General features: G+C 71.8%; 12 protein-coding genes. 3 read left to right on the top strand and 9 right to left on the bottom strand.

Annotated features, from left to right (window positions below):
* Window positions 1-141: 141 nt before the first annotated feature.
* The 5 genes from DSC45_RS12615 to DSC45_RS12595 form a co-directional block, all read right to left on the bottom strand.
* The gene (locus tag DSC45_RS12615) at window positions 142-2,271 is read right to left on the bottom strand and encodes a 3-hydroxyacyl-CoA dehydrogenase NAD-binding domain-containing protein (RefSeq protein ID WP_119290222.1); all 2,130 of its coding nucleotides are present in this window, start codon (window positions 2,269-2,271) and stop codon (window positions 142-144) included.
* A complete protein-coding gene (locus tag DSC45_RS12610; RefSeq protein WP_119290220.1) occupies window positions 2,268-3,482 on the bottom strand; it encodes a thiolase family protein in 1,215 nt (404 codons plus the stop codon). Before DSC45_RS12610 ends, DSC45_RS12615 begins: the two co-directional genes overlap by 4 nt.
* Before the next feature lie 290 nt (window positions 3,483-3,772).
* Complete coding sequence (locus DSC45_RS12605) at window positions 3,773-5,053, bottom strand: HRDC domain-containing protein (RefSeq protein ID WP_119290218.1); 1,281 nt, start codon at window positions 5,051-5,053, stop codon at window positions 3,773-3,775.
* A gap of 78 nt (window positions 5,054-5,131) precedes the next feature.
* Window positions 5,132-5,794 carry a response regulator transcription factor gene (locus DSC45_RS12600; protein WP_119290216.1) on the bottom strand — a complete coding sequence of 221 codons (663 nt, stop codon included), beginning with the start codon at window positions 5,792-5,794 and terminating at the stop codon, window positions 5,132-5,134.
* Window positions 5,795-6,341: 547 nt separating this feature from the next.
* Entirely contained in the window at window positions 6,342-7,001 is a 660-nt protein-coding gene (locus DSC45_RS12595) for a DUF3000 domain-containing protein (RefSeq protein ID WP_119290214.1), read from the bottom strand.
* Between the two features lie 90 nt (window positions 7,002-7,091).
* Between DSC45_RS12595 and hemE the strand changes: the two genes are divergently transcribed.
* The gene (gene hemE / locus DSC45_RS12590; RefSeq protein ID WP_119290212.1) at window positions 7,092-8,168 is read left to right on the top strand and encodes a uroporphyrinogen decarboxylase; all 1,077 of its coding nucleotides are present in this window, start codon (window positions 7,092-7,094) and stop codon (window positions 8,166-8,168) included.
* Between the two features lie 109 nt (window positions 8,169-8,277).
* Here the strand turns inward: hemE and DSC45_RS12585 are convergent, their stop codons facing one another.
* Window positions 8,278-9,651, bottom strand: coding sequence for an FAD-dependent oxidoreductase (locus DSC45_RS12585; protein ID WP_119290210.1), 1,374 nt, complete (start codon window positions 9,649-9,651; stop codon window positions 8,278-8,280).
* Window positions 9,652-9,720: 69 nt separating this feature from the next.
* The gene (locus DSC45_RS12580) at window positions 9,721-10,737 is read right to left on the bottom strand and encodes a DUF4349 domain-containing protein (protein ID WP_119290208.1); all 1,017 of its coding nucleotides are present in this window, start codon (window positions 10,735-10,737) and stop codon (window positions 9,721-9,723) included.
* Window positions 10,738-11,013: 276 nt separating this feature from the next.
* Here DSC45_RS12580 and hemG point away from each other — a divergent pair, with 276 nt between their 5' ends.
* Window positions 11,014-12,471, top strand: coding sequence for a protoporphyrinogen oxidase (gene hemG, locus DSC45_RS12575; protein ID WP_119290207.1), 1,458 nt, complete (start codon window positions 11,014-11,016; stop codon window positions 12,469-12,471).
* A gap of 4 nt (window positions 12,472-12,475) precedes the next feature.
* Window positions 12,476-13,195, top strand: coding sequence for a hydrogen peroxide-dependent heme synthase (hemQ, locus tag DSC45_RS12570; RefSeq protein WP_119290205.1), 720 nt, complete (start codon window positions 12,476-12,478; stop codon window positions 13,193-13,195).
* Window positions 13,196-13,251: 56 nt separating this feature from the next.
* Here the strand turns inward: hemQ and DSC45_RS12565 are convergent, their stop codons facing one another.
* Window positions 13,252-14,841, bottom strand: coding sequence for an alpha/beta hydrolase (locus DSC45_RS12565; protein WP_119290203.1), 1,590 nt, complete (start codon window positions 14,839-14,841; stop codon window positions 13,252-13,254).
* A 181-nt stretch (window positions 14,842-15,022) separates the two neighbouring features.
* Window positions 15,023-15,790, bottom strand: coding sequence for a TIGR04222 domain-containing membrane protein (locus DSC45_RS12560; RefSeq protein WP_119290201.1), 768 nt, complete (start codon window positions 15,788-15,790; stop codon window positions 15,023-15,025).
* Between the last annotated feature and the right edge of the window lie 100 nt (window positions 15,791-15,890).

Here is a 15,890-nt window from a genome sequence, read left to right as displayed (position 1 = left end):
CCCATCATGAGCCACGCGCGCGTGGAGAAGCACCGCACGACGCCTCCCGCCGACCCCTGACGCACCTCCACGCGCGCGTGGAGCACGGCAAAGGGCCGTACGGACCACGAGTCCGTACGGCCCTTCTGCTGTGCAGCGGTGTTACGCGGGCACGCTCGCCACACCGGGGGCGAGGAACGGCTTGCCGTTGACCCGCTCGCTGACGCCCGCCCGGTCCAGGTACGGCGTGACGCCGCCCAGGTGGAAGGGCCAGCCGGCACCGGTGATCAGGCACAGGTCGATGTCCTGCGCCTCGGCCACGACACCCTCGTCGAGCATCAGGCCGATCTCCTGCGCCACCGCGTCGAGCACCCTGTCGCGGACCTGCTCCTCGGTGAGCACCGAGTCGCCCTGCTTGAGCAGCGCGGCCACCTCGGGGTCGAGCTCCGGCTTGCCGGAGTCGTACACGTAGAAGCCGCGCTTGCCGGCCTCGACGACCGCCTTCAGGTTCGGCGAGACGGTGAAGCGGTCCGGGAAGGACCGGTTCAGGGTCTCGGAGACGTGCAGACCGATGGCCGGGCCGACCAGTTCGAGCAGGACCAGGGGCGACATCGGCAGACCGAGCGGCTCGACCGCCTTCTCGGCGACCGGTACCGGGGTGCCCTCGTCGATGACGTTCTGGATCTCGCCCATGAAGCGGGTCAGGATGCGGTTCACGACGAACGCCGGGGCGTCCTTCACCAGGACCGCGGTCTTCTTCAGCTTCTTGGCGACACCGAAGGCCGTCGCGAGCGAGGCCTCGTCGGTCTGCTCACCGCGGACGATCTCGAGCAGCGGCAGCACGGCGACCGGATTGAAGAAGTGGAAGCCGACGACCCGCTCGGGGTGCTGCAGCTTCGACGCCATCTCGGAGACCGAGAGCGAGGAGGTGTTCGTGGCGAGGATGGCGTGCGCCGGGGCGACCGCCTCGACCTCGGCGAACACCTGCTGCTTGACCGACATCTCCTCGAAGACGGCCTCGATGACGAAGTCCGCGTCCGCGAAGCCCTCGGCCTTGTCGAGCACGCCGGTGACCAGGCCCTTGAGGCGGTTCGCCTTGTCCTGGTTGACGCGGCCCTTGGCGAGCAGCTTGTCGATCTCGGCGTGCACGTAGCCCACGCCCTTGTCGATACGGGCCTGGTCGATGTCGGTGAGGACCACCGGCACCTCGAGGCGGCGCAGGAAGAGCAGCGCCAACTGCGAGGCCATCAGACCCGCGCCGACGACGCCGACCTTGCTGACCGGGCGCGCCAGGTCCTTCGAGGGCGCACCGGCGGGGCGCTTGGCGCGCTTGTTGACCAGGTTGAACGCGTAGAGGCCGGACCGCAGTTCACCGCCCATGATGAGGTCCGCCAGCGCGGTGTCCTCGGCGTCGAAGCCCTGCTGCCGGTCACCGTTCTTGGCGGCGGCGATGATGTCCAGGGCGCGGTACGCGGCCGGGGCGGCGCCGTGCACCTTGGAGTCGGCGATCTCGCGACCGCGGGCCACGGCCGCGTCCCACGGCTCGCCGCGGTCGAGCTCCGGGCGCTCCACGGTGATGTCGCCGTTGAGGACGGAAGCGGTCCACACCAGGGACTGCGACAGGAAGTCGGCGCCGTCGAACAGGGCGTCGGCGATGCCGAGTTCGTAGACCTGCTTGCCCTTGAGCTGACGGTTCTGGTTCAGCGAGTTCTCGATGATCACCGAGACCGCGCGGTCCGCGCCGATCAGGTTCGGAAGCAGTACGCAGCCGCCCCAGCCGGGCACCAGACCGAGGAAGACCTCGGGCAGCGAGAAGGCCGGCAGCGCCTTCGACACCGTGCGGTAGCTGCAGTGCAGACCGACCTCGACGCCGCCGCCCATGGCCGCGCCGTTGTAGTACGCGAAAGTCGGTACGGCGAGAGTGTGCAGCCGCTTGAAGACGTCGTGGCCGCCCTTGCCGATGGCCAGCGCGTCCTCGTGGCGGGTGAGGATCTCGACACCCTTGAGGTCGGCGCCGACCGCGAAGATGAACGGCTTGCCGGTGATGCCGACACCGACGATCTCACCGGCGGCGGACTCCTTCTCGACCTGGTCGATCGCGGAGTTCAGGTTCGCGAGGGACTGCGGCCCGAAGGTGGTCGGCTTGGTGTGGTCCAGGCCGTTGTCGAGCGTGATCAGCGCGAAGCGTCCCGCGCCGGCCGGCAGTTCGAGGTGACGTACGTGCGCCTCGGTCACGACCTCGTCGGGGAACAGCTCGGCTGCACCCTTGAGCAGTTCGGTGGTGGTGCTCACTTGCCCTCCCAGTGGGGGTTCTCCCAGATGACCGTGGCGCCCATGCCGAAGCCGACGCACATGGTGGTCAGGCCGTAGCGGACGTGCGGCTGCTCCTCGAACTGCCGCGCCAGCTGCGTCATCAGACGCACGCCGGAGGAGGCCAGCGGGTGGCCGTAGGCGATCGCGCCGCCGTACTGGTTGACGCGCGCGTCGTCGTCGGCGATGCCGTAGTGCTCGAGGAAGGCGAGCACCTGGACGGCGAACGCCTCGTTGATCTCGAACAGGTCGATGTCGGAGATCGACAGACCGGCCTGCGCCAGCGCCTTCTCGGTCGCCGGGATCGGGCCGTAGCCCATCACCTCGGGCTCGACACCGGCGAAGGAGTAGGCGACCAGGCGCATCCTGACCGGCAGGCCGTTCTCGCGCGCGAAGTCCTCGGAGGCGATGATCGACGCGGTGGCGCCGTCGTTGAGGCCCGCGGCGTTGCCGGCCGTGACGCGTCCGTGCGTACGGAACGGCGTCTTGAGGCCCGCGAGCGACTCGAGCGTGGTGCCCGGGCGCATCGGCTCGTCCTCGGTGGCCAGGCCCCAGCCCGTCTCGCCGCCCTCGGGAGTGGTGCGGCGGATCGACACCGGCACCAGGTCCTGCTGGATCTTGCCGTCGGCGTACGCCTTCGCGGCCTTCTCCTGCGAGCGCACCGCGTACTCGTCGGCGCGCTGCTTGGTGATCGTGGGATAGCGGTCGTGCAGGTTCTCGGCGGTCATGCCCATGAACAGGGCGGCCTCGTCGACCAGCTTCTCGCTCACGAAGCGCGGGTTCGGGTCCACGCCCTCGCCCATCGGGTGGCGGCCCATGTGCTCCACGCCACCGGCGATGACGGCGTCGTACGCGCCGAACGCGATGGAGCCCGCGGTGGTGGTCACCGCGGTCAGCGCGCCCGCACACATGCGGTCGATGGAGTAACCGGGCACCGACTGCGGCAGCCCGGCCAGGATGCCCGCGGTGCGCCCGATGGTCAGACCCTGGTCACCGATCTGCGTGGTCGCCGCGATCGCGACCTCGTCGATCTTGGCGGGGTCGAGGTCCGGGTTGCGGCGCAGCAGCTCCCGGATGGCATTGACGACGAGATCGTCGGCTCGGGTCTCGTTGTAGATGCCCTTCGGTCCCGCCTTGCCGAACGGGGTGCGGACGCCATCCACGAAGACGACGTCCCTGACGGTACGAGGCACGATGGCTCTCCTCCAGGGTGCGGGTGCGCCTGCCGGCGCGCTTCCACGTCACATGCTACTCGTGAGTATCTTTTGCTCAACCGGGGTGCGTCCCATCTCACAATCGGACCTCGGGGCGGGACGGCCACCGGAGGCCCGGGAGCCTCAAGTCACCAGTACGGACGGGTACTTGCTCCCGCGGGCACGTTCGGGACGTGGTGGAGGAGCCGGCGCGGGACCCCAGACATGCCGAACCCCCCGGCCATGAGAGCAGCGGGGGGTTCGTCGGCGGCACGCCGGTACGGGCGTGTTCAGTCTTCCGGGGTCGCGGCGAGAGCGGTGACCAGGGCCGACGTCACCTGCTCCACCTGCCAGCGCCGCGCACCGTGCGCGGTGAGCGCCGCGGCGACCGTCTCGGGAGTCGCCTCTCGCGGCGGCTCCCAGCACAACCGGCGCACGGTGTCCGGGGTGATCAGGTTCTCCTGCGGCATGTTCAGGCCCTCCGCGATCTCCGACACCGCGGCCTTCGCGGCGGTGAGCCGCGCGGCGGCGTCCGGATCGCGGTCGGCCCAGGATCGCGGCGGGGGAGGACCCGGGACCTGCTGTCCGGGCTGCGGCAGTTCGCTGTCCGGCAGCGCCTTCGCGCGGTCGACCGCGGTCTGCCACTGCTCGAGCTGGCGGGGCCGCAGCCGGTTCCCGAAGCCGTGCAGGGCGGACAGCGCCTGGACGTTGGCCGGCATGGCGAGGGCCGCCTCGACGATCGCCGCGTCGCCGATCACCTTCCCCGGCGAGACGTCACGGCGTCGGGCGATGTGGTCCCGGGTGTTCCACAGCTCGCGTACGACGGCCATCTGGCGACGCCGGCGCACCTTGTGCATCCCGGAGGTACGCCGCCAGGGATCCTTGCGCGGAGGCGCGGGCGGCGCCGAGGCGATCGCGTCGAACTCCTCGAGGGCCCAGCCGAGCTTGCCCTGCCGGTCGAGGTCCTTCTCCAGCGCATCCCTGAGGTCGACCAGGAGCTCCACGTCCAGGGCGGCGTACCGCAGCCAGGGCTCGGGGAGCGGGCGGGTCGACCAATCGACAGCCGAGTGCCCCTTCTCCAGGACGAAGCCGAGCACCGACTCGACCATCGCGCCGAGTCCGACGCGAGGGAACCCGGCGAGGCGTCCGGCCAGCTCCGTGTCGAAGATGCGCGACGGGATCATTCCTATTTCGCGCAGACACGGCAGGTCCTGCGTCGCGGCGTGGAGCACCCACTCGGCGTCGCCGATCGCGGCCCCGAGACCGGACAGGTCCGGGCAGGCGATCGGATCGATGAGGGCGCTGCCTGCGCCCTGACGGCGCAGCTGCACCAGATAGGCGCGCTGGCCGTACCGGTACCCGGAGGCGCGCTCGGCGTCGACGGCCACGGGGCCGCTGCCGGCGGCGAAGGCGGAGATCACCTCCGCGAGCGCGTCGGCGTCGGCGATCACTTCGGGCACACCCTCGCGGGGTTCGAGCAACGGGGTCGGCGCCGTTTCGACGTCGTCCGGAGGGCCGCCTCCGGTGGTGTGCAGTGCACTGTCTGCTGCAGTCTCTTGGGCGTCGGTCACCGGCCCAGCGTATCGGTGTATGCAGCACGCCCGTCGACGGAACGTTCCGTCGACGGGCGTGACAGCGATGTAAACCGGTCAGTGGATGATTCCGGTGCGCAGGGCGACCGCGACCATTCCGGCGCGGTCACCCGTGCCGAGCTTCCGCGCGATCCGGGCGAGGTGGCTCTTGACGGTGAGGGCGGACAGGCCCATCGAGACGCCGATGGCCTTGTTGGACTGCCCCTCCGCGACGAGCCGGAGCACCTCCACCTCGCGGCCCGACAGCTCCCGGTAGCCGCCCGGGTGGCTCGGGGTACCCGGGGGGCGGCGGTGCATACGGGCCGCAGCGGCGCCGATGGGGGCGGCACCGGGACGGGTGGGCAGACCCACGTTGGTACGGGTGCCGGTGACGACGTAGCCCTTCACTCCGCCCGCGAGGGCGTTGCGTACGGCGCCGATGTCGTCGGCCGCGGAGAGGGCGAGGCCGTTCGGCCAGCCCGCGGCGCGGGTCTCGGACAGCAGCGTCAGGCCGGAGCCGTCGGGCAGGTGGACATCGGCGACGCAGATGTCGCGCGGGTTGCCGATGCGGGGGCGGGCCTCGGCGATGGAGGACGCCTCGATGACGTCGCGGACTCCGAGGGCCCAGAGGTGACGGGTGACGGTGGATCGGACGCGCGGGTCAGCCACGACGACCATGGCGGTCGGCTTGTTCGGGCGGTAGGCGACCAGGCTTGCGGGCTGCTCGAGGAGAACGGACACCAGGCCTCCTGGGGATGGCGGCGGGGACGGGGCCGGCTGGGGGAAGAGCCGGGATCCTGCTTTCAAGGTCACAAACGTCTTCGGCAGCATCTCCGCCCGCCTTTAGCGAATGATCACGATTTGGTGACCTGCAATTCGGGCAATTAGGACACGCTATCGATCATCCCAAGAACGAACCGAACACACCACGCTCACGAGCGAGCGGGGGACTACTTGAGGGCGCGAGGGGGAATAGGGCGCCGTCGCCAGGTCGGGACAGGAGGCTGCGGGACAGCGCGTGGACGTCCCGCGTTCGGCGGCGGACAACGTCGGTCCGTCGTCGACCGTTTCGGGCTGCTTCACGCGCGCGTGGACGGCGACTGCTGTCCGCGTGTGATCGCCGGAGGTGCGTGGAGCGTCCGGTGTCGTGAAAACAGGCGGGGGATGCTTCGGACAGCGCGACGCGGTCGGCGCGAACCGTGTCCGCGCCGACCGCGTCGGCTGATGCATGTCCTCGTGTGAGCCGCGCCCGCGTACGCCCCCGAGGGGGTCGTGCGCCGCCCTCGGGTCAGGTGCGGTGTGGCCCGCGGCGCTGCGGCAGCGAGACCACAGCGGCGTCCGACGGCCCCTGGGGTGGCAGCCCCGCGATCTGGCACAGCAGGTCGCACCAGGCGGCGAGATGAGCCGCCGTGTCGGGCGCCCCGCTGGGCCCCTCGCGTGGCGTCCAGGAAGCGCGGATCTCGATCTGCGAGGCCGGCCTGCGCTCGGCGAGACCGCCGAAGTAGTGCGAACCCGCACGCGTCACGGTGCCGCTCGGCTCCCCGTAGAACAGTCCGCGGCCCTGCAGTGCGCCCGTCAGCCAGGACCAGCAGACCTCAGGGAGCAGCGGATCGGCCGCCATCTCCGGCTCCAGGTCGGCACGGACCAGCGTCACCAGCCGGAACGCCCCCTGCCAGGCGTCGTGTCCCGCGGGGTCGTGCAGCAGGACGAGCCGTCCGTCGGCCAGATCCTCCTCGCCGTCCACCACAGCCGCCTCGAGCGCGTGCGCGTACGGCGCGAGCCGCCTGGGCGCGCGCGTCGGTTCCACCTCGATCTCCGGCCGCAGCCGGGCCGCCCGCAACGCCTCGACGGCCGTGCGGAACGGGGGCGGGGCTTCGGGCGCCGCTTTCCCCTCCGTACCGTCCATCCCCTCAGAACCCTCCGACAGTTGTCCCTGCGCCGCAGCCATGCGGGGAAGATTAAGCGGAAGCGAGCTCCGGCGCAGGGAGGGACACCCGCCCCGAGCCAGGCACTTCACGGCACATGGGAGACTTTCGGCGTGAGTGCCAACGACCGCCCGCAGGGCCAGCAGTCGAACCCGTCGCCCGCCGTCGCGGATTCCGCCTTCCTCAAGGCGTGCCGCCGAGAGCCCGTGCCGCACACCCCCGTGTGGTTCATGCGACAGGCCGGGCGCTCGCTGCCGGAGTACCGCAAGGTGCGTGAGGGCATCGCGATGCTCGACTCCTGCATGCGCCCCGATCTGGTCGCCGAGATCACCCTGCAGCCGGTGCGCCGCCACCACGTCGATGCCGCGATCTACTTCAGCGACATCGTCGTACCGCTCAAGGCCATCGGTATCGATCTCGACATCAAGCCCGGTGTCGGGCCCGTGGTCGAGCAGCCGTTCCGCACCCGCGCGGACCTCGACAGGCTGCGGGATCTCACCCCCGACGACGTCTGGTACGTCACCGAGGCGATGGGGCTGCTCACCCGTGAACTCGGCAGCACCCCGCTGATCGGCTTCGCCGGCGCGCCCTTCACGCTGGCCAGCTATCTCATCGAGGGCGGGCCCTCCCGCAATCACGAGAACACCAAGGCCATGATGTACGGCGACCCGCAGCTGTGGGCCGATCTGCTCGACCGCCTCGCGGACATCACCGGCACCTTCCTGCAGGTGCAGATCGACGCTGGTGCGAGCGCCGTACAGCTCTTCGACTCCTGGGTGGGTGCCCTCGCGCCGGCCGACTACCGGGCCGCAGTGCTGCCTGCCTCGGCGAAGGTCTTCGAGCGGGTGGCCGGCCGGGGAGTGCCGCGGATCCACTTCGGTGTCGGGACCGGCGAGCTGCTCAATCTGCTGGGTGAGGCGGGCGCGGACGTCGTCGGCGTCGACTGGCGGGTCCCGCTGGACGAGGCGGCCCGCCGTGTCGGCCCCGGCAAGGCGCTGCAGGGAAACATCGACCCGGCCGTTCTCTTCTCGACTCCGGAAGCGGTCGCGGTCAAGGCCGACGAGGTGCTCGCCGCCGCGCAGCACCTCGAAGGGCACGTCTTCAACCTCGGGCACGGCGTCCCGCCGACCACGGACCCGGACGCGCTGACCCGCCTTGTGGAGCACGTGCACACGCGCACCGCGCACTGAGCGACGGGCGGAAGACCGCGCCGGGGCGCCCGATCTTTGGCTGGAAATGAGTGTCGTGGCACGGCGGGCACCCACGTGGTGCACGCCGTGCCCCCGCTTCGGCTTTCTCTCAGCCCGCCTTGCGGACCGCGGTGACGGCCTTGCGGGCCGCCACCAGGACGGGGTCCCACACCGGTGAGAAGGGCGGCGCGTACCCCAGGTCGAGTGCCGTGAGCTGATCGACCGTCATCCGGGCGGTGAGAGCGACGGCCGCGACATCGACGCGCTTCGCCGCGCCCTCACGGCCGACGATCTGCACGCCGAGCAGACGTCCGGTACGGCGCTCCGCGAGCATCTTCACGGTCATCGTGGCCGCCCCCGGGAAGTAGCCCGCGCGGCTGGTCGACTCGATGGTGGCCGTGACGTACTGCAGTCCGGCGGCCGTGGCGTCCTTCTCACGCAGTCCGGTACGGGCGATCTCCAGGTCGCAGACCTTGCTGACGGCGGTGCCGACGACGCCGGGGAAGGTCGCGTAGTCGCCGCCCACGTTCGAACCGATCACCTGGCCGTGCTTGTTGGCGTGCGTGCCGAGTGCGATGTGCCGCTCGCGGCCCGCGACCAGATCACGGACCTCGACGCAGTCGCCGCCGGCCCAGATGTCGTCGTGGCCCCTGACCCGCATGGACACGTCGGTGAGCAGCCCGCCACTGGTGCCGAGCGGCAGTCCGGCCGCGCGTGCGAGGTCCGTCGCCGGCCGGACGCCCATGCCGAGGACGACGACGTCCGCGGGGTACTCGGCGTCCGCCGTGACCACCGCCCGGACGCGTTTGTCGTCGCCTTCGACGACGCCGGTGACCTCGGCGTCGTCGACCATCTCGATGCCCAGGCCGGACATCGCCTCGTGGACGAGGCGGCCCATGTCCGGGTCGAGGGTCGACATCGGCTCCTGGCCGCGATTGACCACGGTCACCCGGTAGCCGCGCTGCACCAGCGCCTCCGCCATCTCGACGCCGATGTAGCCGGCGCCCACCACGACCGCGCGGTGCCCCTCGGTGGCGGCGAGGGTGTCGAGCAGGGCCTGGCCGTCGTCGAGGGTCTGCACTCCGTGGACGCCCGGTGTGTCGATGCCGGGCAGGTCGGGGCGTACCGGCCGCGCGCCGGTGGCGATCACGAGCTTGTCGTACGCCGTCCAGTAGGTCTCGCCCGAGACCAGGTCGCGGGCGTGGACCCGTTTGCCCGGGACGTCGAGCTCGGTGACCTCGGTGCGCATCCGCAGATCGATGTCGCGTTCGCGGTGCTCCTCGGGAGTGCGGGCGATCAGTTCGTCGCGCTCGGCCACTTGTCCGCCCACCCAGTACGGGATGCCGCAGGCCGAGTACGACGAGAAGCCGCCGCGTTCGAAGGCGACGATCTCCAGAGCCGCCCGGTCCTTGAGCCTGCGTGCCTGGGACGCGGCGGACATGCCCGCCGCGTCCGCGCCGATGACCACCAGTCGTTCACTCATGCGGCACACGCTACGTGCCGCCGGGGGAGCGGGCCCGGACCGCCCGCGTGCCGGGGAACTGCCCGGGGATCAGGAAGTCTTGGGTGTCTCGCCGGAGTCGGTGCAGGCGCTCCCGCCGGTCGCGGGGGCCGAGGCGCGGTCGGGTGCCGCGGGGAGCGGCGCCCGGCGGCGGTCGGCGCCGGGGAGGCGGGACCTCAGCAGCCGCCACAGCACGAGCAGCAGGGCGAGGAGCGCGAGGAAGGGGAACGCCGCGCCGAGGACCACGGCGACCCGGTGCAGGACCGTCACGAAGGCGCCCCACCCGCCCGACACGGCGTCCGCGAAGCCGGGGCCCTCGTCCGGCTGCTCCTTCGCCGGCGTGCTGGTCTCGGACCGGGTCAGGGTGATGGTGGCCAGCGCGGTCCGGTCCTCGAGGCTCGCGCGGCGGGCGAGGAGGGATTCCAACTCGGCCTGACGAGTACTCAGTTCGTCCTCGAGGGTGACCACGTCGTCGAGCTCGGTCGCGTCGTCCATGAGGTCGCGGACCCGGGTGACGCTGGCGCGCTGCGATTTCACCCGGCTCTCGACGTCCACCACTTGGTCGGTGACGTCCTTCGCCACCGCCTTGCGGGTCAGGAGTTTGCCGGTGCCGGACAGTTCGGCAGTCACGTCCTCGTACCGGTCCTGCGGGACCCTGAGGGTGACCCGGGAGCGTTCGTGGCCCGATGCGTCGCGGTCCGTGGACTCGTCGGCGACGACACCGCCCGCGTCGTCGGCAGCCGCGCGGGCGGTGCCGAGAGCGGTCGGTACGTCCTTCACCCGCACCGTGAGCTTCGCCGTGCGGATGATGTGGGTGCCGGCCGGGTCGGGGGCCTGGCGGGCCGTGTCCGCGCCGGAGTTGCCCGCACCCTTGCGGCGTGCGGAGGCGTCACCGCCGGTGTCCGGGTCGCTCCTCGCGGGCCTGTCGGCCTTGCCCGCTGCCGATTCGGATCCGTCGCCGTCCGCCGTGCAGGCCGTCATGGCGAGCGCCGCGGCGAGCAGCAGCGCGGCGAGTGAGCCGCGGTGGCGCCTGCTCGTGGGCTTCGTGCTCCGGATGTGGGTGTCCATGGGCGTACCCCCGTTGCCTCGGTGTGTGGTCCGACGACGCGGGGGTGAGGCGGAACGTTCGCGCCGGGTGGTCCCGAAGCGGTCACGGCCCGGACGCGGAACGAGCACCTCCGTGGCGGACGCCGGGCAGCCGGCGACACACGACAGGGGGCCGTCGATGCGGGTCCACGCGCGCGTGGAGCTTCGTCCCGGAGCCGCATCTCCGCGCACCCTCGACGGGACCCCGACCCAGACCCGCACGAACGCCCCCACACATGGCTCTGAGACCCTTGAGACATGCACGCTTCGGACGCCCCCACAGCACCGCGCCACGTAGTCGTCGTCGGCGGGGGCATCGCCGGTCTCGCCGCGGCCCACCGGCTGCTCGACACCGGAGCCCGGGTGACCGTCCTGGAGGCTTCCGACCGTCTCGGCGGCAAGCTGCACGCGGACCGCATCGCCGGTGTCCGCATCGACCTGGGTGCCGAGTCGATGCTCGCCCGCCGCCCGGAAGCCGTCGGCCTCGCCCGTGAGGTGGGCCTCGCGGACGCCCTCCAGGCGCCCGCCACCGCCTCCGCGTCCCTGTGGACCCGTGGCGCCCTGCGGCCCATGCCCAAGGGGCACGTGATGGGCGTACCGGGCGATCCCGAGGTCCTGGCGGACGTCCTGAGCCCCGAAGGCCTGGACCGCATCGCCCAGGAACCCGGCCTGCCGCCCACCGAGGTCGGCGACGACATCGCCGTCGGCAGTTACGTGGCCGAGCGGATGGGCCGCGAGGTCGTCGACCGTCTCGTCGAACCGCTGCTCGGCGGGGTCTACGCCGGCAACGCGTACCGGATCTCGCTTCGGATGGCCGTACCGCAGCTCTACGAGGTGGCCCGTTCCGGCAGCTCGCTGCTGCACGCCGTACGTGACATCCAGCGCCGCACCGCCGAGAAGCCGCGCACGGACCCGGTGTTCATGGGGATCGAGGGCGGTGTCGGCCGGCTGCCGCTCGCCGTGGCCGAGTCGGTACGCGCGCGCGGCGGCGACATCCGCACCGGCACGTCCGCGACCGCGCTGCGTCGTACCGCCGGCGCCTGGCAGGTGATCGCAGGGGACGAGAGCCTCGAGGCGGACGCGGTGGTCATCGCCGTCCCCGCGCCGCGGGCCGCCGAGCTGCTCGAGGCCGAGGCGCCTGCGGCCGCCGCAGAGCTGCGCACCGTGGAGTACGCCTCCATGGCCTTGATGACGTTCGCCTTCCGCCGTGCCGAGACCGAACTGCCCCCGGGCAGTGGCTTTCTCGTACCGCCGGTCGACGGCCGGACCATCAAGGCGGCGACCTTCGCCAGCCGCAAATGGGGCTGGATCGCAGACGAGGACCCGGACCTGCTCGTCGCCCGCACCTCCGTCGGCCGGCACGGCGACACCGAGGACCTGAAGCGCGACGACGCCGAACTCCTCGACATCGCCCGCGCCGACCTGCACGTCGCGACCGGCCTCACGGCCGAACCCGTCGCCGCACGGGTGACCCGCTGGCAGGACGGCCTGCCCCAGTACCCCGTCGGGCACCACGCGCGCGTGGAGCGCATCCGCCGCCAGGTCTCCGGACTGCCTGGGATCGCGGTCTGCGGGGCTGCCTACGACGGCGTCGGTATCCCCGCCTGCATCGCCAGTGCCCAGGCGGCCGTCGACCTGCTGCAAGGCGATACGGCGGCGGCCGAGGAGCTCACCGCCCACCCGGTGCAGAGCCTGCACGGCGGCGCGGGAGAATAACCCCATGAGTGACGACGCCCCCGCCAAGGCCCCCAACGCGGGCAAGAAGGCCAAGGACCTCAACGAGGTCATCCGCTACACCCTGTGGTCCGTCTTCAAGCTGCGCGACGTGCTGCCCGAGGACCGCTCCGGCTACGCCGACGAGGTGCAGGAGCTGTTCGACCAGCTCGAGGCCGAGGACGTCACCGTCCGCGGCACGTACGACGTCTCCGGCCTGCGGGCCGACGCCGACGTCATGATCTGGTGGCACGCCGAGACCTCCGACGCGCTGCAGGACGCCTACAACCGCTTCCGCCGCACGCGTCTCGGCCGCGCTCTGGAGCCGGTCTGGTCGAACATGGCGCTGCACCGCCCCGCCGAGTTCAACAAGTCGCACATCCCGGCGTTCCTGGCCGACGAGTCCCCGCGGAACTACGTCAGCGTGTACCCGTTCGTGCGCTCCTACGACTGGTACCTGCTGCCCGACGAGGACCGTCGCCGGATGCTCGCCGACCACGGCAAGATGGCCCGCGGCTTCCCGGACGTCCGCGCCAACACCGTCCCCGCGTTCTCGCTCGGCGACTACGAGTGGATGCTGGCGTTCGAGGCCGACGAGCTGTACCGCATCGTCGACCTGATGCGTCACCTGCGTGCCTCGGAGGCGCGGATGCACGTCCGTGAAGAGGTGCCGTTCTACACCGGCCGCCGCAAGAGCGTCGCCGACCTGGTCGCCTCACTGGCCTGAGCGCCGGACGGCCCGGTGGGGCAGCGCCGCACCGGGCCGTCTCGTGCGGGAGTCCGTCAGGGCTCCTGCGGACCGGTCGAACTCCCGCCCCCTGGCGAGGGCTCCGGCCCCTCGTGGGCCTCGCACTCCGCGCTCCGCCCCGGCAGCTTGCCGTCGAGCAGGTACGCCTCCACATGGCCGTTGACGCAGTCGTTGGAGCCGAACGCGATGCCGTGCGTACCCGCGTCCCGCTCCGTGACCAGCGTCGAACCGGACAGCCGACGGTGCAGCTCCACCGCGCCCCGGTGCGGCGTCGCGGCGTCCCGTTCCGCCGAGAGGATCAGGGTCGGCGGCAGCTTCCCTTCCGGTACCCGCACATCGACCGGCCGCTGTCTGGGCGCGGGCCAGAACGCACAGGGCAGATTCATCCAGGCGTTGTCCCAGGTGGCGAACGGCGCGATCCCCGAGAGCAGTGTGCTGTCGCGGTCCCAGGTCTCGAACCTGGTCGGCCAGGACGCGTCGTTGCACTCCACCGCCGTGTACACCGCCTGGCTGTTCTCGTCCGCCGCGGCGCTCGCCTCGGGACGTGCGGCGATGTCCACCAGTTCCTGCGGGCGCCCGCGCAGGTACTCCGCGAGCGCGTTCGCCCGCCCCGGCCAGTAGTCGTCGTAGTACCCGGCACGCAGGAACGCCGCCTGCAGCTCGCCCGGGCCGACCTTGCCTCCGGCGGGCTCGCGGGCCAACTCGTCGCGCGCCTTGTCGTAGCTGCGCTGCACCTGGGCAGGTGTGCGCCCGAGTGCGTACGTGGTGTGGTGGCGGGCGATCCAGGCGCGGAAGTCCGCCCAGCGGCGCTCGAAGGCGACGGACTGGTCCAGGTTGTTGCGGTACCAGACCTGCTGCGGATCCGGGTCGACCGCGGAGTCGAAGACCATGCGGCGGACATGGTCGGGGAACAGCGTCGCGTAGACCGCGCCGAAGTAGGTGCCGTAGGACGCCCCCATGAAGGTCAGCCGGCGCTCGCCGAGTGCGGCGCGCAGGACGTCGAGGTCCCGGGCGTTGTCGAGGGTGGTGTAGTGGCGCAGCGCGTCGCCCGCGTTGCGCGCACACCCCTGCGCGTATGCCTTGGCCCGCGCCACGCGCTGCTGTTTGTACGCCTTGTCCGGATGCGTCGGAGCGGTGGTCGGGGCCTTCGCGAACTCCCCGGGGTCCTGGCAGGACAGTGGCGCCGAGCGGCCGACCCCGCGCGGGGCGTATCCCACCAGGTCGTAGGCCGCCGCCACGCGCTTCCACTCGGGGGAGTCGGCGAGCGCGGGGAAGTACATGCCGGAGCCGCCGGGGCCGCCGGGGTTGTAGACCAGCGCGCCCTGGCGGTCGGACGGATCGCCGGTGGCTCGTCCGCGGCTGACGGTCAGTTCGATCTGCCGGCCGTCCGGCTTCGCGTAGTCGAGCGGTACGCGGACCGTTCCGCACTCGACCGACGGAGGCAGCTCTTCCGCCTGCGGACAGTCGCCGAAGTCGATGCCCGCCGCGGCGGCCCGTGCGGCGGCCGCGGCGGTGCCGGCGGTCTCTGGCGCGGTGGGCCGGGAGAGGCTGTCGGCCGGTGCGGAGGCAAGGGCGGTCAGGGCCACGGACCCGGCGATCCCGTACAGCAGTGGTGCTCTCGTCACGCGGGTGCATCCCTTCGGTCGGTCGCCGACGCGGTGCCACGGACGGCCGCATTCGGTACGACAAAAGGGATAATTCGGGCGTCTGTTGAGAAAGTAAAGGACCTGGCGGAGGGTGTCGGGAACCTGTCCGGTGCGGCCTCGTGCGGAGGCGGATCCAGCGGTTACGGGCCCTTCCCGATCCTCAGCGGTCCCGGCGCACGGAACCGCCGGACGCGAATGCGGCGTTCAGGGACGGATCGCGCACCGCCGCCACCCCGTGGGCGGCGACCGCGGTCAGATATCCGCGCTCACCCGAATCCGCCTCCGGCGACAGCGAGTTGAGCATCGCCCGGCCGGTGGGCGATGCCCACTCGGGACCCGACCGCACCTCGTATCGCGCTATCACCAGGCAGCCGAGCACCACACCGAGCGGCAGTGCGAACCACGCCGCCGCCGGCCCCGGGCTCACCTCCGCGGGAAACATCCACAACGCCACGGCCCCGAGCAGGAGCACCGCCACCGCCGCCGTCCGCACCTGCCGCACCGCGTCCGGCACCTGCCCGCCGTCCTCCGCGGCGAGTCCCGAATCCACGAGCCGGGCGCCGAGTTCGCGCACCGGATCCGCGACGGCGACGGCCGAGCGGACCGGACGGATCCGCTCCTGCCCGGACGGCCCGATCGCATCGAGCACGGAACGCTCCACCGGGTCCCGGCCCTCGGGCACGGCGACCGTCACCCAGCCGGTGTGGGCGAGCAGCACCCGGCCGGCCCTCGCCATGGACACCATGGCCAGCTCAGCGACCCGGTACGGACCGCCCGCGAGGAACGCGACCTCGTACAGGCTCGGTCGGTGCCCGGACCCGGACGGCGCAGGTGCCGGCGCCGCCGACCGCACCGCGGCGAGGCAGAGGCGGGCGACCGCGAGGCCCGCCAGGATCCAGGCGGGGAGCAGGAAGAGCAGCCAGAGCATGGCGATGTTCTACGCGAAGGCGATCCGCATGACCATGGCATGTTCACGATTCGGACGGTGAGGTGGAGTCACCGTCCGTCCGTGCGGCACCTTCGGCGGA

The sequence above is a fragment of the Streptomyces sp. YIM 130001 genome, from assembly GCF_003574445.1.
GTDB lineage: Bacteria > Actinomycetota > Actinomycetes > Streptomycetales > Streptomycetaceae > Streptomyces.
The sequence above is the reverse complement of the archived record's forward strand: the minus strand, read 5'-3'. Positions and strand labels throughout refer to the sequence as shown.

Excerpts from the sequence above, each read along its gene's own strand:
- hemG (WP_119290207.1), top strand. The coding sequence starts at position 11,014 with ATGCACGCTTCGGACGCCCCCACAGCACCGCGCCACGTAGTCGTCGTC.
- DSC45_RS12580 (WP_119290208.1), bottom strand. The coding sequence starts at position 10,737 with ATGGACACCCACATCCGGAGCACGAAGCCCACGAGCAGGCGCCACCGC.
- DSC45_RS12560 (WP_119290201.1), bottom strand. The coding sequence starts at position 15,790 with ATGCTCTGGCTGCTCTTCCTGCTCCCCGCCTGGATCCTGGCGGGCCTC.
- hemQ (WP_119290205.1), top strand. The coding sequence starts at position 12,476 with ATGAGTGACGACGCCCCCGCCAAGGCCCCCAACGCGGGCAAGAAGGCC.
- DSC45_RS12585 (WP_119290210.1), bottom strand. The coding sequence starts at position 9,651 with ATGAGTGAACGACTGGTGGTCATCGGCGCGGACGCGGCGGGCATGTCC.
- DSC45_RS12595 (WP_119290214.1), bottom strand. The coding sequence starts at position 7,001 with ATGGCTGCGGCGCAGGGACAACTGTCGGAGGGTTCTGAGGGGATGGAC.